This window comes from Sphingomonas sp. PAMC 26617, assembly GCF_000242835.1.
In the GTDB taxonomy this organism is placed as follows: domain Bacteria; phylum Pseudomonadota; class Alphaproteobacteria; order Sphingomonadales; family Sphingomonadaceae; genus Sphingomonas.
The window spans coordinates 3,157,170-3,180,224 of the sequence record NZ_JH594425.1 but is presented as its reverse complement, the minus strand read 5'-3'; the positions used below and the strand labels follow the sequence as shown (position 1 = coordinate 3,180,224).

Annotated in this window: 17 protein-coding genes, 1 tRNA gene and 2 pseudogenes; 10 read left to right on the top strand and 10 right to left on the bottom strand. The window is 64.8% G+C overall.

What is annotated here, in order from left to right:
- The coding region (locus RH91_RS13920; protein ID WP_037478818.1) for a glycoside hydrolase family 3 C-terminal domain-containing protein at positions 1-2,126 on the bottom strand (2,126 nt) is incomplete at its 3' end.
- 133 nt (positions 2,127-2,259) lie between these two features.
- Entirely contained in the window at positions 2,260-3,660 is a 1,401-nt protein-coding gene (locus RH91_RS13915) for an alginate export family protein (RefSeq protein WP_010163453.1), read from the bottom strand.
- Positions 3,661-3,815: 155 nt separating this feature from the next.
- Between RH91_RS13915 and RH91_RS13910 the strand changes: the two genes are divergently transcribed.
- The 6 genes from RH91_RS13910 to RH91_RS21270 all read left to right on the top strand — a co-directional run bounded on the left by RH91_RS13910 (position 3,816) and on the right by RH91_RS21270 (position 10,123).
- A complete protein-coding gene (locus RH91_RS13910; protein ID WP_029623875.1) occupies positions 3,816-4,355 on the top strand; it encodes a (2Fe-2S)-binding protein in 540 nt (179 codons plus the stop codon).
- Positions 4,356-4,462: 107 nt separating this feature from the next.
- Complete coding sequence (locus RH91_RS13905) at positions 4,463-5,476, top strand: RcnB family protein (RefSeq protein ID WP_232283510.1); 1,014 nt, start codon at positions 4,463-4,465, stop codon at positions 5,474-5,476.
- An 82-nt stretch (positions 5,477-5,558) separates the two neighbouring features.
- Entirely contained in the window at positions 5,559-6,239 is a 681-nt protein-coding gene (locus RH91_RS13900; RefSeq protein ID WP_010163450.1) for a prolyl hydroxylase family protein, read from the top strand.
- A 59-nt stretch (positions 6,240-6,298) separates the two neighbouring features.
- Positions 6,299-8,062, top strand: a complete 1,764-nt coding sequence (recJ, locus tag RH91_RS13895; RefSeq protein ID WP_010163449.1) for a single-stranded-DNA-specific exonuclease RecJ — start codon at positions 6,299-6,301, stop codon at positions 8,060-8,062.
- A 68-nt stretch (positions 8,063-8,130) separates the two neighbouring features.
- A tRNA-Glu gene (locus tag RH91_RS13890) sits at positions 8,131-8,205 on the top strand.
- Between the two features lie 85 nt (positions 8,206-8,290).
- Positions 8,291-10,123 (top strand): site-specific integrase, encoded by a 1,833-nt coding sequence (locus RH91_RS21270; protein ID WP_081469552.1) that lies wholly within the window; start codon positions 8,291-8,293, stop codon positions 10,121-10,123.
- Positions 10,124-10,412: 289 nt separating this feature from the next.
- Here RH91_RS21270 and RH91_RS13880 read toward each other — a convergent pair whose 3' ends face one another.
- From RH91_RS13880 to RH91_RS13870, 3 genes are all read right to left on the bottom strand, one after another.
- Positions 10,413-11,249 (bottom strand): DUF3037 domain-containing protein, encoded by an 837-nt coding sequence (locus RH91_RS13880; RefSeq protein WP_081469551.1) that lies wholly within the window; start codon positions 11,247-11,249, stop codon positions 10,413-10,415.
- On the bottom strand, positions 11,233-11,994 hold the full coding sequence (locus RH91_RS22510) for a HipA family kinase (RefSeq protein WP_010163446.1): 762 nt from the start codon (positions 11,992-11,994) through the stop codon (positions 11,233-11,235). The genes RH91_RS13880 and RH91_RS22510 overlap by 17 nt, the downstream gene beginning before the upstream one ends.
- Before the next feature lie 200 nt (positions 11,995-12,194).
- Positions 12,195-14,531, bottom strand: a complete 2,337-nt coding sequence (locus RH91_RS13870; RefSeq protein WP_081469550.1) for a heavy metal translocating P-type ATPase — start codon at positions 14,529-14,531, stop codon at positions 12,195-12,197.
- A gap of 176 nt (positions 14,532-14,707) precedes the next feature.
- On the opposite strand from RH91_RS13870, the gene RH91_RS13865 reads away from it, so the two are divergent.
- The 3 genes from RH91_RS13865 to RH91_RS13855 all read left to right on the top strand — a co-directional run bounded on the left by RH91_RS13865 (position 14,708) and on the right by RH91_RS13855 (position 16,996).
- Positions 14,708-15,052 (top strand): hypothetical protein, encoded by a 345-nt coding sequence (locus RH91_RS13865; protein ID WP_157136946.1) that lies wholly within the window; start codon positions 14,708-14,710, stop codon positions 15,050-15,052.
- Positions 15,053-15,095: 43 nt separating this feature from the next.
- On the top strand, positions 15,096-15,299 hold the full coding sequence (locus RH91_RS13860) for a hypothetical protein (RefSeq protein WP_010163443.1): 204 nt from the start codon (positions 15,096-15,098) through the stop codon (positions 15,297-15,299).
- 122 nt (positions 15,300-15,421) lie between these two features.
- Positions 15,422-16,996, top strand: a complete 1,575-nt coding sequence (locus RH91_RS13855; RefSeq protein ID WP_157136945.1) for a hypothetical protein — start codon at positions 15,422-15,424, stop codon at positions 16,994-16,996.
- Positions 16,997-17,040: 44 nt separating this feature from the next.
- Here RH91_RS13855 and RH91_RS23485 read toward each other — a convergent pair whose 3' ends face one another.
- The 4 genes and pseudogenes from RH91_RS23485 to RH91_RS13840 form a co-directional block, all read right to left on the bottom strand.
- The gene (locus RH91_RS23485) at positions 17,041-17,175 is read right to left on the bottom strand and encodes a hypothetical protein (protein ID WP_269724658.1); all 135 of its coding nucleotides are present in this window, start codon (positions 17,173-17,175) and stop codon (positions 17,041-17,043) included.
- Positions 17,172-17,600 carry a hypothetical protein gene (locus tag RH91_RS23185; protein WP_232283509.1) on the bottom strand — a complete coding sequence of 143 codons (429 nt, stop codon included), beginning with the start codon at positions 17,598-17,600 and terminating at the stop codon, positions 17,172-17,174. The genes RH91_RS23485 and RH91_RS23185 overlap by 4 nt, the downstream gene beginning before the upstream one ends.
- Before the next feature lie 425 nt (positions 17,601-18,025).
- Positions 18,026-20,668 (bottom strand): glycoside hydrolase family 3 C-terminal domain-containing protein, encoded by a 2,643-nt coding sequence (locus tag RH91_RS13845; protein ID WP_157136944.1) that lies wholly within the window; start codon positions 20,666-20,668, stop codon positions 18,026-18,028.
- A 316-nt stretch (positions 20,669-20,984) separates the two neighbouring features.
- Positions 20,985-21,488, bottom strand: a pseudogene (locus tag RH91_RS13840) (integrase core domain-containing protein); the annotation flags it as partial.
- Between RH91_RS13840 and RH91_RS21730 the strand changes: the two are divergent.
- A pseudogene (locus RH91_RS21730) lies at positions 21,487-21,813 on the top strand (recombinase family protein); the annotation flags it as partial. The pseudogenes RH91_RS13840 and RH91_RS21730 sit on opposite strands and share 2 nt — an antisense overlap.
- 1,051 nt (positions 21,814-22,864) lie before the next feature.
- Here the strand turns inward: RH91_RS21730 and RH91_RS13835 are convergent.
- Positions 22,865-23,047, bottom strand: coding sequence for a hypothetical protein (locus RH91_RS13835; protein WP_157136943.1), 183 nt, complete (start codon positions 23,045-23,047; stop codon positions 22,865-22,867).
- Positions 23,048-23,055 lie beyond the last annotated feature (8 nt).

Here is a 23,055-nt window from a genome sequence, read left to right as displayed (position 1 = left end):
TCCCACGTTGCCAGCAATCGCGGATCGACCGTGACGGACACGGACTGGCTCGCGCCCGCCGCAAGCGCGACCTTCGCGAAACCGCCGAGCCGCTTGGGCGCCTCCCATCCGCCCGCGACGGGCGCGATGTAGACCTGCCCCACCGTAGCCCCCGCGAGCGCGCCACTGTTGCGTACCGTGAAGCTCGCGGAGATCGTCCCGTCGGCAACGCTTGCGCGTAGCCCGCTCGTATCGAAGCGCGAATAGGACAGTCCGTAACCGAACGGGAACAGCGGCTTGATCGCCTTGGCATCAAACCACTTGTACCCGACCGCAGCGCCTTCGCGATAAACGACGTCGCCGCTGTGCGGGGCCGCCCGGTCGGGCAACTGATCCACGTTCCGCGCGAACGTGACCGGCAGGCGACCCGAGGGGTTGACCTTGCCCGTCAGCACGTTGGCGATCGCGGCCCCGCCAGCGGTGCCGGGATACCAGGCAGCGACCACCGCGCCGACCTTGTCGATCCACGGCATTGCGACCGGCCCGCCGGTCTCGAGCACGACCGCGGTGTTGCGATTGGCCGAGGCGACCGCGTCGATCAGCGCGTCCTGCTGGCCGTCGAGCGCCATCGGCACGTCGAACGATTCACCGGCCCATTGCGTCCCGAACACGATCACCACGTCGCTGTCGCGTGCCAGCGCGGCGGCGGCGGCAAGGTCGCTGCCATCGGCAAAACGGACGGTCGCACCCGGCAACTGGCGCTTGATTTCCTCCATCGGCGACGACGGATAGTACATGATCGGCCCCGGCCACGTCGTCGGCGCGATCCCGGGGACGGCATTGCCCTCCGCCGGATAAACCAGCGACGACCCGCCGCCCGCAAGCACACCCTTGTCGGCATGCCCGCCGATGATCGCGATCCGCTTCGCCTTCGCGACGAGCGGGAGAAAGTTACGCTCGTTCTTGAGCAGGACGATCCCCGCCTCGGCCGCGCTGCGGCTGACCGCGGCATGCGCGGGCATGTCGATCGCCTGTTGCTGCAGCGGATGTTCGAACAGCCCCTGCGCAAACATCGCGTGGAGGATGCGCTCCGCCATCAGGTCGAGTTGCGCCGGCTTCAGCGTGCCCTGCGCAAGCGCTTCGCGCAGCGGCGCGCCGAAGAACGGCTTGGTGTCGAACGGAAACCCCGAATCCTGGTCGAGCCCGGCAGTGGCCGCCGCGACCGTGCTGTGCGTCGCGCCCCAGTCGCTCATCACATAGCCCTTGAACCCCCAGTCGGTGCGCAGCACGTCGGTCAGCAGCCAGCTGTTCTCGCACGCATGCGTCCCATCGACGCGGTTGTACGAGCACATGATCGATCCCGGCGTCGCGCGTTCGATCGCGAACTGGAAAGCGAGCAGGTCCGATACGCGCGCGGCGCTGTGGTCGAGGATCGAATTGCCGGTATTGCGATCGGTTTCCTGGTCGTTGATCGCATAATGCTTGATCGTCGAGATGACATGGTTCGACTGGATGCCGATCACCTGCTCGCCGACGATCGTTCCCGCCAGCAGCGGATCCTCGCCGCCATATTCGAAGTTACGCCCGTTGCGCGGCTCGCGCAGCAGGTTGACGCCGCCTGCGAGCATCACGTTGAAGCCCGATCGCCGCGCCTCGTCGCCAATCATCGCGCCGCCTGCGCGCGCCACGGTCAGGTCCCAGCCCGCCGCGATCGCCAGACCCGACGGCAGCGCGGTCCGCCCACGCTTGTTCTTCGCGCCGCCCTGGGTCGCGACGCCGACCCCGGCATCGGTCTGGAACTGCGCCGGAATGCCGAGACGCGCGATCGGCGGCACGTATCCGGCCGACCCCTCGAGCGCTTCCTTGGGGGCGATATAGAGCGAGACGGGAAAGTCCGTGCCGAAATAGCCGAAGACCAACGCGTGCTTTTCCTCACGCGTCATCGCCGCGACCAGCGCCTTCGCGCGCGCATCCGGGGTGCGCTTCGTATCGTTCCAGGCACCGCGCAACGCAGGTTTGGTCCATGTCGGCAGTGCGGGCATCCCGGCGTCGGGCGCGACCTTCGCGGGCGGCGGTGGTGCGGCGACCTGGGCGGTGGCGGTGGTGGCGATCAACAGCAGCGGCACGGCCACGACACGAAACGTCATCAATCTCTCTCCTGTTCGGCGAACCGTGTCCCCGAGTCGTCGCAATCGCGACGGGACTTGCGAACGGCTGTAGTCGTCCCGGATAAATCAGACAAATACCCGTACGGCAGATCGTTGGAGGACGCGCGGGTGCCTAGAAGCTGGCCTGCAGGTTCGTCTCGATGAACTTGACCGTCCCCTGATCGCGCGCGATCGCCTGCGGGGCATCCTTCAGGAAACGCCCCTTGAACAGCAGCGCGAAATTGCTTTCGAGCCGCAGGTGATCGGGGATTAGCCAGTAGCGCAGACGCCCCTCGACCTGCTGTCCGCCGAACCGCCCCGACGCGCCGGTCTTGTCGATGACATTGTAGAACCGGTCGTAGCGCGACGCGAGCCAGACACCGCGATAGTCCGCGAGCGCCTCGAACCGCTTGCCGGGCTTCGCCTCGAACCGGATTCCCGGCGCGCTGATGTTCTCACGGGCAAGCGCGGCGTAGGTGCCCGAGGGCCCGAGATCGTCGCGCCGGCTGCCATATAGCGTGTCGAAGCGATGATATGTCCCGTCGCGCCCGTTGCCGCTGGCATAATCGTAGAACAGCCCGATCCGCGGCTTGAGCGGACCGCCGAAGCTGTAGCCCGCCGCGGCGTGGACGAAGCCTGCGGAAACGTCCCTTGTGACGGCTGTCGCCATCGTCGAATCGCTTGCCCGACCGAATTGATAAATCGTCTCGACATCATAGTCATACGTCCCGGCCTTCGGCTCGCGCGAGAGCCGTCCGTCCAGCGTATGGAGCCGACGATCGGCAGTCGTCCGGCCGGGGGAATCATGCTCCGCGAGACGGTAATAGGCCAGTTCGAGCTGCCCCTGCCCCAGCACCTTGGCCCGCCGCAAATCGACCCCGAAGAACACCTCGTCGAACGTCTCGCGATCGAAGCGGACGACGTTGCGGCGGATATCGGCCTGGTCGTCGGGCAGGCGTTCCTGCGGCAGGACATAGAATAGCGTGACATCGGTATTGCGCGCCGGTCCGAGATCCACCCGCAGGCCGGTAAACCCGTTGACGGTGTTGCGATATTCGTCCGTCGCCACAAGCCGCCCGGAGCCAAGGTTGAGCAGGAACCGCCCGCCCTCGATCGCGACCTTGCCGACCGGTCCCACCCCGTGATCGAGCCGCAGCTTGAAATAAGCCTGCGGCAGTTCGAGCGCGTTGACGTCGCTGTTGGTGATCTGCGACCCGCCGCCAATGTCATAGGCGCGGCTGTCGACCAGTTCGCCGCCGATCGCGAGTGGCCCCGGGCCATATTCCACCGCGACCCCGGTACGGACGAGGAACGCATCCTCGGACGTCGCGAACCCCGGCCGCGGGCGACCGTCGACCGTCTCGTACCGCGCGCGGATCGACGCGGTGACGAGCAGGCCGGTCTCGTCCTTCTTGGGGGCAGTTTCCTCCTTGCCCGGCTTCTCGGTCGAGGAGGCGGGCGATGCCGGCAGCGATTGCGCCGCACCGGAGGCGCCCCCGAACGTTGCGAGACTGATGAAGCCGCAGCCTGCCATGGCACGCGAAACCGCTGCCGTCCGAAGTGACGTCATGAAAATCCCCCGATATCCGCGGACCCACCCGATTGGTCTGCAGTCCATCAGCAGCCCCACGCCGCTGGCGTCGACGAACCGCTTGATGGGATCAGAAGTTCCCGTAAGACCTTCCGGAAATGACTCGTTTCACTGTGAATAACCAACCCGTCCAGTACAGCATGGACCCGGCGACACCGTTGCTGTGGGCATTGCGCGACGCGTCCAACCTGACCGGTACGAAATATGGCTGCGGCACCGGCGCGTGCGGGGCCTGCACGGTCGATGTGGACGGCATCGCGGTCCGGTCGTGCCAACGCACCATCGGCGCGGTCGAGGGCAGTTATGTCACCACGATCGAAGGCCTGTCACGCGACCGCAGCCACCCCGCGCAGATCGCGTTCGCGGCGAAGAACGTGGTCCAGTGCGGGTTCTGCATCCCCGGGATGATCATGGCGGTGTCGGTGCTGCTCCAGCACAACCGCGCCCCGAGTGAGGACGACATCCGGCGCGAGATTACCAATCTCTGCCGCTGCGGCATCTATCCACGGCTGGTCGAGGCGGTGCTGCTCGCGGCGAGCATTCAGCGCGGCGACGAGACGGTCGATGCGCCCCCTGCCCCCGGCATCTTGCCAGCGGACGCGGCGCGCACGGTTCCGGCGTTGGTCCAACCCCGGTAAAAGCTTTCGCAACGCTGTCATGACAGTTCAGCGACGGTCCATCGCCCGTCGCGTACTTCCCATTCAACGGTCGGGCGTAGTGCCCGGGCGGGACAGAGGACCATTCAATGCGCAAGTCTTTGCTCGCCGCTCTCATCGCGGCATCGGCGCTGATCCCGGCGGTGGCACTCGCGCAGGACGGTGGCGACCGGCGCGGTCGTGGCGAAGGCCGCGGCGACGCGCAAGGGCGGCCTGATGGCGGACAACGCTGGCAGCAGCGTGGCGGCGGCCAGCCCCAGATCCAGGCGCAGCCACAGCCTCAGGCGCAGGCGCAGGCGCCTCAGGCACCGCCGCAGCAACCCCGGATGGAACGCCCCGACGGTGGCGGGCGTGGCGGCTTCGATCGCCGCGGTGGCGATCAAGGCGGACGCGGCGGGTTCGACCGCGGCGTGCAACCGGCGCAGGCGCAGCTCGGCCAGCCGCAGTCCCCCGGCTTCCAGCGCCCGCGTGGCGGGTTCGATGGCCAGGTCCAGGGGCGGCCTGCGGATCAGCGCGGCTGGAACGGGAACGATCGTCGCGACGGGGATCGGCGCGGATTTGCCGGTGGGGTCGCAGGGCGGGGAACGGACGGTCGCCCGGACGGTCGCAACGACGACCGCAGGGGCGATGGCTGGCGCGGGAACGATCGCGGCGCTGACTGGCGCAACGACGGCCGTGGCAACGCCAATTGGCAACGCAACGAAAATCGCGGCTGGGAAAACCGCGGGGGCGATAACCGCGGCTGGGACAATCGCGGTGGCAACAATCGTGGATGGAACGGCAACGGCGGCGCGTGGAGCCGCGACTGGCGGCGCGACAATCGCTACAACTACAATGATTATCGCCGCCAGAACTACAACGCCTACCGGCTCCCCCGCTATTATGCGCCGAGCGGCTGGAGCAATGGCTATCGCCGCTTCGGGATCGGCTTCCGGCTGAACTCGATCCTGTTCGCGCAGGATTACTGGATCAACGACGCGGACGATTACCGGTTGCCGCCCGCCTACGGCCCGTATCGCTGGGTTCGCTATTATAATGACGCGCTGCTGGTCGATGTTCGCACCGGCAATGTCGTCGACACGGTGTACGACATCTTCTGGTAATCCGTCCCCGCAGCAAGGGGTTCGCGCGTTCGTTCGCGCGGACCCCTTGTTTTTTCCCCGCTCGACGGCAAAGTCCGGGCGCATGGGCTTCTTTTCCAAAAAGACCGGTGCCGCGTCGCCGGTCCGCCGCCAGTTCGGCGAAAGCGTGACGCGCCAGCTCGCCGCGAATTCAGCGATCACGCGGTCGAACGTCGACGGCGCGCATATCTACCGCCATCCCGACTTTCTCGATGCGGCGACCTGCGCGAAGTTCGTCGAGATGATCGATGCCAACCGCCGCCGCTCGACCGTTCTCGCGGACGATGCGGTGCAGGCGTTCCGCACCAGCGAAAGCTGCGACATGGACCGCTGGTCCCCCGACGTCCGCCCCACCGACGAGGCGATCGCCGCGCTGCTCGGGATCGATCCGGTCCACGGCGAGACGATGCAGGGACAGCGCTATGCGGTCGGCCAGCATTTCCGCGCGCACAACGATTATTTCAACGAGGCCCAGCCGTACTGGCCCAAGATGATCGAAAGCGGCGGGCAGCGCACCTGGACCGCGATGATCTACCTCAACGACGTCGAAGAAGGTGGCGCGACGTGGTTCCCGCTGGTCGGGGTGCGGATCGCGCCCAAACGCGGTCTGCTGATCGCGTGGAACAACATGCGCGCGGACGGAAGCCCGAACCCCGATACGCTCCACGAGGGCATGCCGGTGACCGCCGGAACCAAGTACATCATCACGAAGTGGTTTCGCGAGGGCAACTGGATCAAGGGCTGACCCGCCCCCGCGGGACGCAAGCGTTTGCGCCGCCCCTGCGATCCGGTACAGGCTCCCCTGTGAACACCGTCCTCAACATCGACCGCTCGATCCTTGGCCAGCCGTGGCGCTGGCGCCTGCTCGAAACCGACGCCCGCGACCCGGGCTTCGCCCCCGACGATCTCGTCACCCAGTTGCTCCTCGCGCGCGGATGTCCGCGCGACGCGATCGAGCTTCACAAGGCGCCGAGCATCCGCGGCTTCATGCCCGATCCGTCGATCTTCCAGGACATGGACAAGGCCGCAGAACGCCTCGCCGACGCGATCGCTTCGGGTGAACAGGTTGCGGTGTTCGGCGATTACGACGTCGACGGTGCGACCTCCGCGGCGCTCGTCATCCTGCTGCTGCGCGATCTCGGGATCGAAGCGCGTCCCTATATCCCCGACCGGCTGACCGAGGGTTATGGCCCGACCGGGGCAGCGATGGTCCAGCTGAAGAACGAAGGCGCGAGCCTGATCGTGACGGTCGACTGCGGCGCGCAGGCGTTCGACGCGCTCGCCATCGCACGCGATGCGGGCGTCGACGTGGTGGTGGTCGATCATCACAAATGCGCCGCCGCGCTCCCGCACAGCCATGCGCTGGTCAACCCCAATCGGCTCGACGAGACCGAAGGCGCGGCGCACGGCCACCTTGCCGCGGTCGGGGTCGCGTTTCTGCTCGGCGCGGCGCTGATCCGGACGCTCCGCGCGCGCGGGTTCTTCGCGACGCGCGCCGAACCCCGGCTGCTCGACCTGCTCGACCTCGTCGCACTTGGCACCGTGGCGGACGTGGCGCAGCTCAAGGGCCTCAACCGCGCGTTCGTCGCGCAGGGGCTCAAGGTGATGGCGCAGCGCCGCAACATCGGCCTCAACGCGCTGATCACCGCCTCGCGGCTGACGCGCGCGCCGACCAGCAGCGACCTTGGTTTCGCGCTGGGACCCCGGATCAACGCGGGCGGGCGGGTCGGCAAGTCCGATCTTGGCGTGCGATTGCTCATCACGCAGGATCCGGCGGAGGCAGAAGCGATCGCGGTTGAACTCGACCGGCTCAACGAGGAACGCCGCGCGATCGAGGGAATCGTCCAGGAAGCCGCCGACCTGATCGCTTCGTCCAAGAGCAACCGCGCGGTGCTCGTGGTCGCGGGGCATGGCTGGCACCCCGGGGTGATCGGGATCGTCGCGGGGCGGCTCAAGGAAAAATACGGCCGCCCCGCGCTCGTCATCGCGATCGACGATGCGGGCGTCGGCAAGGGCTCGGGCCGGTCGATCCCCGGGGTCGATCTCGGCGCGGCGGTGTTGTCGGCGAAGGAGACGGGTCTGCTCGTCGCGGGCGGCGGGCATGCGATGGCGGCGGGGCTGACGATCGCCGAGGACCGGATCGGCGCGCTCGACGATTTCCTGAGCGACCGGCTCGACGCCGCGGTCACCCGCGCGATGGGGGACCGCGCGTTGTTGCTCGATGCAGTGCTGACGACCGCCGGGGTCAACCCCGAGCTCATCGCGGCAATGGAAGCGGGCGGGCCGTACGGCATGGGCTGGCCGCAACCGCGAATCGTCGCGGGGCCGGTTCGCGTCATCAAGGCGGATATCGTCGGCAACGGCCACGTCCGCGCGATCGTCAGCGGCGATGGCGGCGGCACGCTCAAGACGGTCGCCTTCCGCGCCGCGGAGACGCTGCTCGGCCAGGCGTTGCTCGGGGCACCGCCGCACCGCCGCCTGTGGCTCGCCGGACGCGCCAAGATCGACGATTGGGGTGCGCGTCCGAGCGCTGAATTGCATTTAGATGACGCCGCATGGGCGAATTAATGACCAAAGCGCTTGACCGCCGCCCAGACTTTGCCTAACCGGCCCTTCGCTCCCGAGCAATCGGGCACGGCCCCTTCGTCTAGCGGTTAGGACGCGGCCCTTTCACGGCTGAAGCACGGGTTCGATTCCCGTAGGGGTCACCATATTTGGTGATAGTGGCAGAAATCCACGTTTTACGTTGTCTTTACCCTCCGCTGGTACAGCGAGCAGGTACAGCGAGACACGAAAATGGTGCAGATGGCCACCCCCTGGAAACACCCTAGCGGCATCTACTATCTCCGGCGGCAGATCCCTGATCGCCTGCGACCCGAAATGGGCGGCAAGCCCGTCTACAAGGAGTCGCTGGGCACCCGGGATCCGGCGGAAGCCGCGCGACTGTTCCCCGCCGCGAACGCGCGCCTGCAGGCCCAGATGGACGAAGCCGCCAAGCGGGTTGCCGCCGCAGTAACTGCCGACGAGATCTCGATCGAGCGCGCCACGGCGATCGTGACGCGGTTTCTGGCGACCTGGAAGACCAACAACCTGTTCTACCCCTACCAGGCGCTCGAGCTGACCTGGTGGGTCGAGGAGGTGTGCGTTCGGTTGCATGGCTTCGAACCGGAACGCTACGTCCCTTCCCTCAAGTCGGACGGTCCCGGGAGGCTGGCCGACAGGCGCGGCAAGCTGCTTGCAGGCGATCAATGGCTGGACTTCATCCGCGAGAAGCCGCGGTCGGTCTGGATCAAGGTCTGTGGCGAAGTCCTCGATCCGCTGTTCAAGTTCGCCACTCCGACCATAAAGCGCATTCCCCCCAACGAGTTTGCGTTGATCGAGGCCTGGAACGTCCGGGTGGCCGAGGACAGCCGGCGCTTCCACGACGAGATCGACAATCCCCATCGCCAGGATATCGGAACGCGGCACAGGTCGGACCTGCGTTTCCCAGAGCTTCTGGAGCTATGGACGCAAGGTCGGACGCCGCGACCGCAGACCATCCACGAGACCAGCACCTCGGTCGCCGACCTCATCGCGTTCTGCGGTAACATTCCGGTCTCTAGCTTCAACAAAGACATGCTTCTAAACTACCGGGATGCCGTAGCGAGCCTGCCGGTATCCATGCCTCGCACCGAACGCACGCTCCCATTCCCCGACAGGGTTGCCATCTACAAGGGCAAGAAGACGATCCCGAAAGTCGGGCCTACGACCGTCAAAAAACGCATCGGAGCAATCCAGGCCTTGCTCGGCTATGCCAATCAGGAGGGGTGGATCGAAGGCAACGTGGGCCAGGGCGTGACGGTGGAAGGCGCTGGGAAATCGAAGATACCCCGACGCAGCTTCACCAACAGCGAGATCACCAAGCTGTTCGCCGCCGATCTCTTCCGCCATCCAGAGCGTCTGCTCGATCGCAAGACGGTGGTCAGCGATCTGACGCTCTTCTGGATATTCCTGCTTGGCGTGACCTCCGGTGCGCGTATCGAGGAGATCGGTCAGGCCCACCGCAGCGACGTTCGTACCGAGGACGGCGTTCTTCATATCGACATCGACGATTATGTGACCGACGACCTTCAGGACGCGGACCTGCCGGAGAAGTCGGTGAAGACCGAAGTGTCGCGACGGGTGATCCCAGTCCACGATCGGGTCGTCGAAGCTGGGTTCGTGCAATATGTCGCGGCACTGGAGAAAGCTGGACAGAAACTTATGTTCATCGATCTGACGCCCAACATGTTCTCAAAGGTCACCAAGGAAGCAAGCCGACGGGCAAACCGTCACATCGACGCACACGTGTCCAAAGATCCGCGGGTGGTGTTCCATTCGCTACGCCACACATTCATGGACGAGGGGCGCTCCGCCGAAGTGCAGGAACACGTGCTGGACAAGCTGTGCGGACATGTCCCCGCCAACGTAGGCGGCGGCTATGGCACTCGGAAGGATCTGCCATTGCTGAAGCGCAATCTCGACAAGCTGGCGTTCAGCGCCGTGAACTGGGAGGCGATCATCGCTGCAACGAAAAGCTTTGACTGGGATAAGGCGGTTCGGCGTCTTGTTGCCCGGACCCGTAGAGGGATCGATATTTCCGCAGGGTAACCGACACCAATATCACGCCACGTTGGCCACTCATCGTTGAATGGGCAACGTGGCGTTTCGGACCTGAGCCACGTTGGCCACTCATCGTTGAATGGGCAACGTGGCGTTTCGGACCTGAGCGGTTCGGGGCACGAACACGATTTCACACGCCACGATACGGTCTAGCGTTCTACGGTGACACAATGCAGGAGCTTGCGGCCAACGTGCACTTCATGATCTCGGGCGTCGAAGCCTGGTAACGCTCAGCTTGACCGACGACATATTGGCAGATGAAGTTCCGGCAAGGACGCTAGTGAGGACGCGGCGTCTCCAGAAGAGGCGTTGGAACATGCGAGTTGTAGGCGTCGAAGAAGATGCGCTTCAGCTCCTTGCGGTCAGACGCATCCTCCCAGTTCACCAGTTCGTCAGCGTACGGCCGCAAGATCGCCAGATTGTCGTGCAGTTCGTCAAGACGTGCCGGCGCCGCCGCGAACACGCCAATTTTCTGCACCTGGTAGTCAGGCACTATGGACTGGGCACGATCGAGGACAATCGCTTTCAGCGCCGCCTGAGCAAGACGCGGGCTGTTCGCCCGAAGATCGAGCACTGCCGCAACATGAAACTGGCCGTTCAGCTGAGCAAAGTCTGCCTCAAGACCCGCGCCCATGGGGAAGTTGCGCAATACCTTGCCGCTCCGAAGCTCGTCGTCGCGACCAGCCAGAATATCGGCTCCCCGAAGCTCCGCACTAATCTCCGCAACGACGGTCGACCCATCGCGAGTACGAGGGGCCTTGCGTCGCGTGATCAGGCTTTCGACGATCTCGCCCACGACTTTCTCATATTCGCCCTGACGTCGAACTTCAAACCAGCCGCGGCTAGCTGACGTGAACTGGTTCTCGATCAACGCCACTCGGTCCATACGCTGGCGCGCCTCAAGCGAGGGATCGTCGAGCTTGCGTATTGCCGACGCGAACGCGTCAATGTCCGCATCCCATGAACCAGCCGCCAACGCGGCAAGCTTGCGAGTCTCGCTCATCCGCAGATCGACCCCATCGGGTCCGAAAATCATCAGTCCGATATTTACACGTTCGCCACGACGCCGGTCGGGCATCGCCTGAACTACGGCATAGTTAAAGATATTCTCCATCCTTAACTCCCTTCCTTATGTCACTTATACGCGAAGTTCTAATATCGCTTTTCCACCATGAAAGTATGGCATTGTGCTGACTTTTAGTCAACCATTCCTGTGGATGTGAACTGATTATTTTATCTACTGCCTGTACCGGGGTAGACTCTAATTTATCTAATACATGGTCTGCTTCATTCTGCTGAAAGAAGTCTCCGAATATCGTTCGCAGTCCTTTGATGAATTGAACGGTGTTATGACTACTCGACATGGGCATGTTCGGTGGAGGCATTCCGTTCACGATCCACGCACGACTATAGTCGAAAGCGAGCAGCGCCGTTCCGAAGTGCTGCTCGCGCACGATGTAGTTGTTCGTATGGCGATCGACGTTGTTCACAAAAAGGTCGAAGGCATAGATGCGCAAGAGGGTCGGGGCGAGCGAGGCAAAGTCTATTCTTCCGTCCTGTGCGCGAAGGATCCAGTCACGCGCATTATGACCTGTCTCCCAACGCGATCCAAAGCATGCTTTGCCCTGGACGTCGACGATCTTGCACGGCGGCGACGCTAACCCGACCAGCTCGCCGAGATGGGTGCAGAACCACTCCGAATGTGGCACTGCGGCGACTTCTAGGTCGTCCTTGATCGCATAGTCGGATCCGTCATCACAACGGCAAACCTGGCTGCAGTCAGCAGTGCCGAACGACGCTGTTTCGCACCAGCTGGCCTTCACCGGCACTGCCAGGGTGAGCTGCTCGGCGTCAGCCATGATCGTTTCGCGTCATTTCGCCCCCGTACACAGGCGACGAGCCCGCCGTATCATCTGATGCAGGCCAAGGCCCCGCCTCGTCAACATGTGGCTAGAGCGCAGCAACCGGAAAAACACAGGCATGGCTGACCATCATGAAGGTTCGGGTAGTGCCGCACGGGACTTACGACGCACGTCAGGCACGGATGCACCCCCACAGCTCAAAGACGCGCGCGGTTCAATCGCAGAGCGTTGGTCACGACGGTAAAGGACGATAGCGCCATCGCAGCGCCGGCTAGCATCGGCGACAGAAGGATGCCCGCGACCGGATAGAGCACGCCCGCAGCCACCGGCACGCCGATGCCATTGAAGAGGAACGAGAATAGCAGGTTCTGCCGGATGTTGCGCATCGTCGCCTTTGCCAGACGCCGGGCCCTGACCATTGCCGCCAGGTCGCCCTTGGTCAGCGTCATGCCGGCGCTCTCGATGGCGACGTCGGTGCCCGTGCCCATCGCCACGCCGACATCGGCGGCGGCCAGCGCGGGGGCGTCGTTGATCCCGTCGCCCGCCATCGCGACGACCGCGCCCTTCGCCTTCAGCTCGCCGATGATGCGCGCCTTGTCCTCGGGCTTTAGCCCGGCATAGACCTCGTCGATCCCGCCGATCGCGGTCGCAACCGCGTTCGCGGTGGCTGCGGCATCGCCGGTCAGCATCACGATCCGCAGGCCTTCGTCGCGCAATTCCGCGATCGCCGCGCGCGCCGATTCCTTGATCGGATCGGCCACGACCAGCAGCCCGGCGAGGCGCCCATCAATCGCGACGAACATGACGCCGGCCCCTTCGCCACGATAGCGATCCGCCACTCGGACGAGAGCGGACGCGTCGGCACCCGCCATTGTCATCTGCTCGGCGTTGCCGACAATCACGCTGCGGCCGCCGACTGTGCCGCTCACCCCGCGTCCGGTCTGAGAATCGAACGCATCGACCGGAGCGACCAACACCTTCTCATGCTTGGCGCCGGTCACCACCGCCTGTGCCAGTGGATGTTCCGACCGCGCCTCGACCGCAGCCGCTGCCGACAGCACGGTCGCACGGTCGAAGCCTTCGGAGAGCTCCACCGCCGTCAGGACGGGACGCCCCTCGGTCAGCGTGCCGGTCTTGTCGATGACCAGCGTGTCGACCTGCTCCATGCGTTGTAGCGCCTCGGCATCCTTGACCAGCACGCCGGCGGCGGCGCCACGACCCGTACCGACCATGATCGACATCGGCGTCGCGAGGCCCAGCGCGCAGGGACAAGCAATGATGAGCACAGCGATCGCATTCAGCAACGCGTGCCCAAAGCGCGGCTCCGGTCCGACCAGATTCCACACGACGAAGGTCGCGACCGCGATCGCGACGACCAGCGGCACGAACCAGCCAGACACCCGGTCCGCGACCGCCTGGATCGGGGCGCGGCTGAGCTGCGCCTCGGCCACCATCTTCACGATCCGCGCGAGCACGGTGTCCGATCCCACCGCGCGCGCCTCGATCGCGAGCGAGCCGGTTCCGTTCACGGTACCACCGGTCACGTCGGCCCCGTCAGTCTTCACCACCGGGGCGGGCTCGCCAGTAAGCATCGACTCGTCGACGGAAGACCTGCCCTCGACGACAATCCCATCGACCGGCACCGCCTCTCCTGGTCGAACGCGCAACCGATCACCGGCCTTGACCAGCGCAAGCTCGACGTCCTCCTCCGTTCCATCGGCTGCGACCCGCCGCGCGGTCTTAGGTGCCAGATGGAGCAATGCACGGATCGCCCGTCCGGTCGCTGCGCGAGCCCTTAATTCGAGCACCTGTCCCAGCAGCACGAGCGTGACGACGACGCCCGCCGCCTCGTAATAGACCGGCACCGTGCCGTGCATGCGGAAGGTGGGCGGGAAGATCCCCGGTGTGACGGTCGCGACGACGCTGTACAGGAACGCCGCCCCCACGCCAAGCGCCACCAACGTGAACATGTTGAGGTGACGGGTCACGACCGACGTCCATCCACGCACGAAGAACGGCCAGCCTGCCCACAGCACGATCGGCGCGGTCAGCGCCAGCTGGATCCACGGCGACCAGGCCGGCGGCACGAAGTGCACCCCCAGCATCTCGGCGAGCATCGATATCGCCAGCAACGGCACGCTGAGGACGCCGGCCACCCAGGTGCGTCGGGTGAAGTCGACCAGTTCGGGGTTCGGCGCATCGTCCAGCGACGGCTGTTCGGGTTCGAGCGCCATCCCGCAGATCGGGCAGGTGCCCGGACCGTCCCGATGGATCTGGGGGTGCATGGGGCACGTCCAGATCGCGCCTGACATCGGCAAGATGGCCGTATGCACGGCAGGCTCGAGATATCTGGCGGGGTCGCCGACGAACTTGGCGCGGCAGCCCGCCGAACAAAAGGAATAGGGCCGCCCTTCATGATCGGCGTGATACTGCGTGGTGGCTGGGTCGACCGACATCCCGCAAACTGGATCCTTCACTATACCCGCGGGCGCGACGCCTGGCGGATGGTCCGGATGGTCTAGGTGAGCAGTCATGTTGGTCCTCTCAGCGACCGCAGCACGACATGTTGCGACGTGCGGGTGCGCCGGAGGACATCACCCTAGCACGGTTCGCTCAGCAATGCCCCATGCTGGCCGCCACGGCGATCTTCGGGGGCGACGACGTGGCCAGTTCGCTTGCCCACCCACGACCGCGATCTTACAAGGTGAGGATGGCGCGCATTCTGCCCCGATCCCTTGCCGACATAAGGCACCTGCTGCTGGCGCTGCTGGCTGTAGGTCTCGTCCTGCGCATGGGTGCGGGCTGTGAGGCGATGGCGGCAACCCCGGCAATGCCGATGGCGATGCAGTCACATTGCGCCGGGATGCCGGCGAAGCCCGGCAAGCCCATAAAGTCCGACGTCGCCACCTGCGCGCTGTGCATCGCGCTGCCCGACGCCACCGTAACCAAGGCCAGCGTGGCCCCGCTGGTCGCGATGGCGCCGGTCGCCGGACTGTACGACCGCCTCGCCGGCTTATCCGGCGCACCCGCACCGCCCCCTCCGAAGATCGCCTGACGTCGAACACTTCCGAACGTCAACGCATCCAAGGAACACCGAAATGAAGATTCTCCCGATCATCGTGGGCGCGCTCGCGCTCGCCGTCCCCGCCACCGCCTACGCGGCTGCGGACTGCTGCAAGGGCATGGAGTGCTGCAAGGATGGCGCCGACTGCTGCAAGGACGGCAAGGGCGACTGCTGCAAGGACATGAAGAAGGGCGGCGATCACGCCGGCCACGACATGCCGGCGGCACCCGCCAAGTGACGACGACCCGGGGGAGTGCGCCAGCGCTTCCCCGGCGATCTCCACTCCCGGAAAACGCCTGACGGCGCGTGCATCGACACGCGCCCTGGTGGCGCGTCCGGCCGACACGACTGGAACACCCGATGCTCATCAGAACACTGCTCGCGGCAACGGCGCTCACCGCGCCGATCGCCGTCCACGCCCAGTCGATGCCCGGCATGGACATGGACGAGCACGCCACGCACAAGCCGGCGCCCGTCAGGGCCAAGCCGGTCCCGGCGAAGCGGGCACTACGTCGAGCCACGCCTCCACCGGCCAAGCCGGCAGCGCCCCGGCCGGCAAGCCCGGTAGCACCGCCGGCCGCGGCGACCGGCGCGGCTCCACCTGAGGCAACACCCATGGCTTCACCCGAGGAGGCGCGGCCAGAAACCAGTCCCGCACCTGTCACCGCTGCGGCGCCCGAAACCATGCCCGGCATGGACATGGGCTCAATGGAGGGCATGGACCACAGCACGCCCATGGCCGGCATGGACATGGCGGGCATGAAGGGCATGCTCGGTGGATACAGCATGATGCGTGACGCCTCGGGCACCGCCTGGCAGCCGGATAGCTCACCGATGTGGGCGATCATGGGCAAGCGCGGCGACTGGTCGACCATGATCCACGGCTATGCGACGCTCGTCTACGACAATCAGGGCGGACCGCGCGGCGACGACAAGACGTTCGTCGCGTCGATGTTCATGGGCATGGCGCAGCGTCCTGTCGGTGCTGGCACGCTGACGCTCAAGGCGATGGGAAGCCTCGACCCCCTCATGAGCAAATCGGGGTATCCGCTGCTGCTCGCGACCGGCGAGACTGCCGACGGCCGGACCGAGCTCGTCGACCGTCAGCACCCGCATGACGCCTTCATGGAGCTGTCGGCCACCTACAGCCGCCAGCTGGGCGGCGACGTTTCCGGCTTCATCTACCTTGGCCTGCCCGGTGAGCCGGCGCTCGGTCCGGCCACCTACATGCACCGCTTCTCCGGCGTGGCGAACCCCGAGGCGCCTATCTCGCACCACTGGCTCGACAGCACTCACGTCACGTTCGGCGTCGCGACGGCCGGTCTCGTCTACAAGGGCCTGAAACTGGAAGGCTCCGTCTTCACCGGCCGCGAGCCGGACGAGAACCGATGGGACATCGAGCGTCCGCGCATGGACAGCTGGTCGGTGCGGGCAACGGTAAACCCGACGGCCAACCTGTCGGCGCAGGTGAGCCACGGCTTCCTGAAAAGCCCCGAAGGTCTGCATCCCGAGGAGAACGTGCGCCGCACGACGGCATCGGTCACCTGGAACCTGCCGCTAGGCAACAATCGCAATTGGCAGTCCACCTTCGCATGGGGCCGAAACGACCCTTCGGGTGGTGACCACGGATACACCACCGACGCGTTCCTGCTCGACAGCGCGCTACAGCTCGGCCGCTGGACGCTGTTCGGACGGGCCGAGAACGTCGACAAGGACGAGCTGTTCGGGAATGAGAGCGGCGATCCACTGGCTGGGCGCGTCTTCAATGTCGGCAAGGTAAGTCTGGGCGGCTACCATTCGGTGCCGATCGGCAAGGTCGCGCTCGACCTCGGTGCTCTGGTCAGCAAGTACGACATGCCGCGCGATATCCAGCCGCGCTACGGGTCGGATCCGACCAGCTTCATGCTCTTCACCCGACTTCGCATCACCGGATAAGCATCAAGCTCCGCGTTCGCCACTTCCCTCACAAGATCAAGTTTCTAGCGCGGAGTCTGCAGGTTACGGCACCGGGCCTGTTGGACGGTTGCACACGCGAGCCCGCCGATGTCGATGTCGGTGTCGGTGTCGGTGTCGGTGTCGGTGTCGGTGTCGGTGTCGGTGTCGGTGTCGGTCAAGACAATCTCGGACCACCACGTCGTCTGCAACACCAAACCTCCAAGGGTGACAGACCTTTTGCCCAGCCCGGGAGTACGAAAGCGATCGTCGTATACCGAACGATTTGCTCCAAAGTACGCATTGTCCAATTAACGCCGCCACAAATGATACTCGTCGACGCCAGGCCGTGATACCCACTCAATTCCGGATGGGTCATTGCGGAGTTGCGAACTATCACGGTTTTCTGCCCCTCACCCTTTCTGCGTTTCAGCGCGGGGAGGATCTGACCTTGGCTCAGCTTGCCGAGACCGACGACCGCGACGCCGACCGAGTCCGGCTCCCTCCGCTGCGCGCGCGCCGGTACCGCCATCGTCAGCGCAGGCGTGGCCAGCGCCGCCCCGATGCCCAGTTCCAGCAGCCCGCGCCTCGATACATCGTCCGCCATCTTCGCCTCCATCCAACCCGACTGGTCTGCGCGCCTGGTAACATCATGCCACGATCCGCGCAGGAGCGCGATGATGTGGCGAGTCAAACAGTTCACTTCATTAAAAAATGCCGGAACAGCTGCGGGATCTCGCGCGCCCTCGGCGCCTAGCGTTGGAGCCTGGGTACTCGGGTGCAAAACGAATGAGCCGTATCAAGTGCGTGCGGTTCGACGCTCGGATGGGCTGGCGCTCACCACGCAGCGCTACGTTCCTGCGCTGACTGCGGCAAGCCCCCAGCGCCAGAGACCCAGACATTGCGGCGGGGCTTAACGCATTCCGCTTGATCGATTCTTCTAATCCGATGGAAAAACAGCTGCCCCATCGGTCTGACAGGCCAATGGAAGAACAGCTGCCCCACTGGTTTGACGGTACCTGCCGCGCAATGTCAGCGCGGAAGCGTCGCCGTGCCGGTCACGCAAAAATTCGCCCGGCTTCCCGGCGCGCCGGTCCCCGGCTGGCCCCCGCCAACCCAAATCTGATACGTCGCCTTGGTCACGGCCATTGCACCCGCCGCATTGGCCAGCGCCAGATCGCGCGGCTCGAGCGCGAAGGTCAGCGTCTTCGTCTCCCCGGCGGCGAGGTGAACACGCTGATACCCCTTGAGCGAGCGGATCGGCGCACCCTCCCGGCCGGGCACGGACAGATACAGCTGCGCCACTTCGTCGCCTGCCAGGACGCCCGTGTTGCGGACCGCGACCGATACGCTGGTGCCCTGCCCGGCCGCGACGCTGCTGGTCGCGGGCCTGAGCGCACTGTAGGCGAACCGCGTGTAGCTCAGGCCGTGGCCGAACGGATATTCGACCCGGCCAGCGAAATAGCGGTAGGTGCGGTTCGCCATGCGGTAATCGTCGAACGCGGGCAGTTGGTCGGTCGAGGCGTAGAAGGTCACCGGGAGCCGGCCGCTGGGATTGACCGTCCCGCTCAGCACTTCGGCGATCGCCTGCCCACCGGCTTCCCCGGGATACCACGCCTCCAGCACCGCCCTGGCCTTGGCCTCCTGAGCACCGAGCGCGATCGCCGATCCGCTTTGCAGCACGATCACGAGCGGCTTGCCGGTCGCGAAGAGCGCGTCGAGCAACTGGCTTTGCGCCGCCGGCAGTGCGATCGCGGTCCGGTCGCCGCCGGCAAAGCCGGGGACCTGGAGCGGCATCTCCTCGCCCTCCAGCCAGGCGTTCAGGCCGACGAAGGCGACCACGACATCGGCTTGCGCCGCCGCGCGCACCGCCTCGTCGCGCAACGCCGCCACGGGCGGCTTCCACGCGAAGGTGACGTCGCTCGCACGCGACGATTCGTGCGCGAAGTCGATGCGGATGGCGCGCGGGCGGGTATCGCCGAAATGCACCGTCATCGCCTCGAAATTCTGGGCACGGCCGTTGCACCTTGCGGTCACGCTCTGATCCGGCGCACCCTCGATATGGATGGTGTAGCGCTCGAGGCCGTTGCCGACGTCGCAGCGCTCGCGGCGTTCCAGCTCGAATTGATAGTCGCCGGGAGCAGGGGCCGCGATCTGGCCCGACCACCGGACCGAGAAGTTCCGCGGATCCACCCCCGCCGCAGGCGCGATCGAGCCCCAATTGACGTCGATCTCCTTGACCTGCTGCGTCGCGACCGGCGCGCCGGTGAAGTGCGCGTTGTCGTAGAAGGTGGCCGTCAGCCCGGCGGGGAACGCCGTGCGCGGCACCGCGACCGCCAGTTCCTGCGTGAAGGGCGAACCTTGCGCATAGACGATCCGGTCGGCACCGAACGCCGCGGTCATCCCGTCGACCGGCAGCACCGCGCCTACCGGCGTGCCATTGTAATTGCCCTCCAGCGCGATCAGCGACGCCGCGGTAGGGCCGACGACGGCGATCCTGCGCGCACCCGCCGCCAGCGGGAGCACGCCGTCATTCTTGAGCAGCACGATCGATTCGCGCGCCGCCCGCAGCGCCAGCGCCCGGTGCGCGGGCGAATGGTTCTCGGCGATCGAGATCGTCGAGAACGGTACGCGTGCCGCCGGATCGAACATGCCGAGCTTCATCCGCGCGGTGAACAGCCGCCGGAGCGCGACGTCCATGTCGCCCTCGGTCAGATAGCCCGCCTTCACTGCGCGCGGCAGGTCCAGCATCTCGTCCTTGAAGTCGCACCCGGTGTCGGTTCCCGCCTTCACCGCCAGCGCCGCACCTTCAGGGTTGGTCGGCGAATTGTGATGCCCGGTGGTGATGTCGTCGATCGCCCCGCAATCGCTGGTGACGAAGCCCTTGAACCCCCAGGCGCCGCGCAACGTATCCTTGAGCAGCATCGTGTTCGCGCACGCCGCCTTGGTGTCGACCGCATTGTACGCGCACATCAGCGACTCCGCGCGACCATCGACGATCGCGCGGCGAAAGGCGGGGAGATAGGTTTCGGAGAGGTCGCGCGGCGAGGGATCGACGTTGAACTGGTGGCGCAGTTGCTCGGGGCCGCTGTGGACCGCAAAATGCTTGGGCGTGGCGATCGCCTTCAAATAGTTCGCATCGGTCCCCTGAACCCCGTGCACGAACGGCACCGCCATCGTGCCCGTGAGATAGGGATCCTCGCCCAGTGTCTCCTGCCCGCGCCCCCATCGCGGATCGCGGAAGATGTTGATGTTGGGCGACCAGAAGGTGAGCCCGTAGTAGCGATCGTAATTTTTCTGCGCCTGCGCCTGATTGTACTTCGCGCGGCCCTCGGTCGCGACGGTCTGCCCCTCGGCGAGCATCATATCCCGGTCCCAGGTGGCAGCCATGCCGATCGCCTGCGGGAACACGGTGGCCTCGCCTGCACGCGCGACGCCGTGCAGCGCCTCGTTCCAGTAATCATAAGGCGGGATGCCAAGCCGCGGGATCGCCGGCGCGACATTCTGCATCTGTGCCGCCTTCTCCTCAAGCGTCATGCGACGCATCAGATCATCGACGCGTGCCTCGATCGGCTGGCCGGGATCGAAATAGAGTTGCGCCGCGGCTGGCGTCGCAAACGCCAGCGCCATGACCCAAGCGCCAGCCAACCGGCGGCCGATAGTGCCCAACATCATGTTCTCCTCCTGCGCACCCTCGCGGGCATCTCCCGGACAGCATAGCGCGTTGATCCGCCGCGGGAAGCGGTCGCACAACCGATGCACGTGTCGCCAATTCCTTGCATAGCCCAGCTTTGTTTCGCATCGTCGGCGTCCGCAGCGACAAGGGGATACAGTGCCAGCCTCAGCCACACGGTAAATGGCAGAACTCAATTGCTGGTTGGGGAGAGCGGACGGGCCGTTCTTCACCCTCGATAAGATTTCACCCCGCTGCCCGTCCGCATGAACGAAGGGCGGGTTGACCTGCCCCCCGTCGAGTGGACCGTATTGATTGTTAGTGGATTATGCTCGCCACCGCCATATCCGGGCGGAGGTGGAGCGAAGCGGAACCGGAGGCCGGATATGGCGGTGAGGCTCCCTCTGGGGCCGGTGGTCGGTAGCCCAGGCTGCTGTGCGGACGGACCGTGTTGTAATGTCGCCGCCATGCTTCGATCAGCACCTTCGCCTCGGCGAGGCTGTAGAAGATCTCGCCGTTGAGCAGTTCGTCGCGTAGCGACCCGTTGAAGCTTTCATTATAGCCATTCTCCCATGGTGATCCCGGTGCGATGTAAAGCGTCTTCACGCCGATCTGCCCGAGCCATTGCTGCACGGCATTGGCGATAAATTCGGCGCCATTGTCCGACCGGATATGTGCAGGTGGTTCCCGTGTAACGAACAGGTCGGCCAAAGCCGCCAGCACGTCTTCATGTTCGAGCTGCCGTGCCACAATGAGTGCCAAACACTCGCGACTGGCCTCGTCGATGATGGTCAGGATGCGGAACTTGCGACCATCATGCGTGCATGCGGTAAAGGAAGCCGGTGCTGGCTTCCGGTCGATCGCGGAGCCGATGGTCGATACCACCTCACAGTTCGCCGATGTCATCATTGCCGTGCTGGGGGTCGCAGCCAGCTACGAGCGTCATCGTATTACCGAACGCACCGCTGCCGGCAGAGTCCAGGCTAAGGCACGGGGCGTGAAGTTCGGCCGACGTGGTGCTCTGACCCCTCACCAGCAGTCGGAGGCTCTACAGCGGCTTTTAGCCGGCGACACGCAGCGCACTGCCGCCGCTCTACTTGGGGTCAATCAGGCGACAATATCCCGACTATCTCGGAGGCCTGGTTGATTGTGGAATCAGAACGAGACTTGGGAAACAGTCGGCCCATCAGATAGATAAAAAAATGCCCCGCTGCAGGGGGGGCAGCGGGGCGCTTTAAAAAACTAGCTAGGTAGGGGGAAAACCTAGCCGGTCTGTTATAAGAACCAAGTACGTAAAAATCAGTTCCCGGTTTCATAATTTTAAATGCCCTGCCGGTCGTCCACCGGCAGGGCACCGCGAGCTTTCACCGCCGCCCTCCCCGGACGAGCGGGACGCTGCAAGCTAGAATAAAACCGAGAAACCAACGCTGTGTTCCCTGCATCTGTATTGTGCATCGCGAAACGCACCGCTTCGGCCCGTTTTTCAGCTGATGCAAAACTTGTGAGTTTCGCATCACGCCTCCGGGAAAGCGATAAGAGTAACTTGCCGGTCTTAGAAGCGAGGCATACCGTGGCGGACCCACAAACCGACAGGGAGCAAACGTGATGAAGCCAATAGTCCTTTATCCAGTTGCGGTCGGCGTCCTCATTTTTCTTGTGCTGATAGCTTTAGATGCGCTGCATATTGCGGAACATTCGGTGTGGCGTGCTGGCTTGGTAGGAGCGCTTTGCAGCATGCTCGTTTATTGGGCGGGACCAAAACTGACTGGCCGGCCTACTCGGTAAGCCCAGTCTGATGCAAAACTTTTGATTTTTGCATCAGGAATGACCGGGTTTGGTGGTCAGCGGACGTTCCGGTTTTGGCGCCCAAGGGGGAGCCAACTGAGAGCAAAGCACGCTACCCATACCGGCGCGGCGCTAATGACAAGCCATGGACCCGGCTGTCCAAGGCCGTCGTACTTAAATTCAAGGGCGAACCAAGGCCATGGCCAAGAGCGATATAGGCGATACGATACCATCAGAAACGGAACCACGGTGCCGACCAGAGCTGCCGAAACAGCGGGCGGCCCGATCGAAATATGTCGCCATCTAAGAATGATTGCGATTACTGCCGTAGGCGCGACCCCGAAGGGTGGAGGAGGAGAAATTGATGATCTGCTTCTTATGGAAGAAGCAGATCATCATCGGTGTACATCCTATCAGTGGCCGGGCGCCCTGACCCCCTGCGGCGCAAGGATGCCGCCAGCCATCCTGCCTTGAGCGTCAAGGGCTGCTGACATTAGTACCTTACCATTAGCGAACGTCAGATCGTAGCCGTCATCGCCCATCGGACCTTTGTTGCGGAAGGTGATCGACTTCAGTTCGCCCATCGACTTAAACATGGGGTGGG

What these genes read in the sequence shown, in the direction of transcription:
- RH91_RS13915 (WP_010163453.1), bottom strand. Translation starts at nt 3,660, where the DNA reads ATGGCAGGCTGCGGCTTCATCAGTCTCGCAACGTTCGGGGGCGCCTCC.
- RH91_RS13910 (WP_029623875.1), top strand. Translation starts at nt 3,816, where the DNA reads ATGACTCGTTTCACTGTGAATAACCAACCCGTCCAGTACAGCATGGAC.
- RH91_RS13905 (WP_232283510.1), top strand. Translation starts at nt 4,463, where the DNA reads ATGCGCAAGTCTTTGCTCGCCGCTCTCATCGCGGCATCGGCGCTGATC.
- RH91_RS13900 (WP_010163450.1), top strand. Translation starts at nt 5,559, where the DNA reads ATGGGCTTCTTTTCCAAAAAGACCGGTGCCGCGTCGCCGGTCCGCCGC.
- RH91_RS21270 (WP_081469552.1), top strand. Translation starts at nt 8,291, where the DNA reads ATGGTGCAGATGGCCACCCCCTGGAAACACCCTAGCGGCATCTACTAT.
- RH91_RS13880 (WP_081469551.1), bottom strand. Translation starts at nt 11,249, where the DNA reads ATGGAGAATATCTTTAACTATGCCGTAGTTCAGGCGATGCCCGACCGG.
- RH91_RS22510 (WP_010163446.1), bottom strand. Translation starts at nt 11,994, where the DNA reads ATGGCTGACGCCGAGCAGCTCACCCTGGCAGTGCCGGTGAAGGCCAGC.
- RH91_RS13870 (WP_081469550.1), bottom strand. Translation starts at nt 14,531, where the DNA reads ATGACTGCTCACCTAGACCATCCGGACCATCCGCCAGGCGTCGCGCCC.
- RH91_RS13865 (WP_157136946.1), top strand. Translation starts at nt 14,708, where the DNA reads ATGGCGCGCATTCTGCCCCGATCCCTTGCCGACATAAGGCACCTGCTG.
- RH91_RS13860 (WP_010163443.1), top strand. Translation starts at nt 15,096, where the DNA reads ATGAAGATTCTCCCGATCATCGTGGGCGCGCTCGCGCTCGCCGTCCCC.
- RH91_RS13855 (WP_157136945.1), top strand. Translation starts at nt 15,422, where the DNA reads ATGCTCATCAGAACACTGCTCGCGGCAACGGCGCTCACCGCGCCGATC.
- RH91_RS23185 (WP_232283509.1), bottom strand. Translation starts at nt 17,600, where the DNA reads ATGGCGGACGATGTATCGAGGCGCGGGCTGCTGGAACTGGGCATCGGG.
- RH91_RS13845 (WP_157136944.1), bottom strand. Translation starts at nt 20,668, where the DNA reads ATGATGTTGGGCACTATCGGCCGCCGGTTGGCTGGCGCTTGGGTCATG.
- RH91_RS13835 (WP_157136943.1), bottom strand. Translation starts at nt 23,047, where the DNA reads ATGTTTAAGTCGATGGGCGAACTGAAGTCGATCACCTTCCGCAACAAA.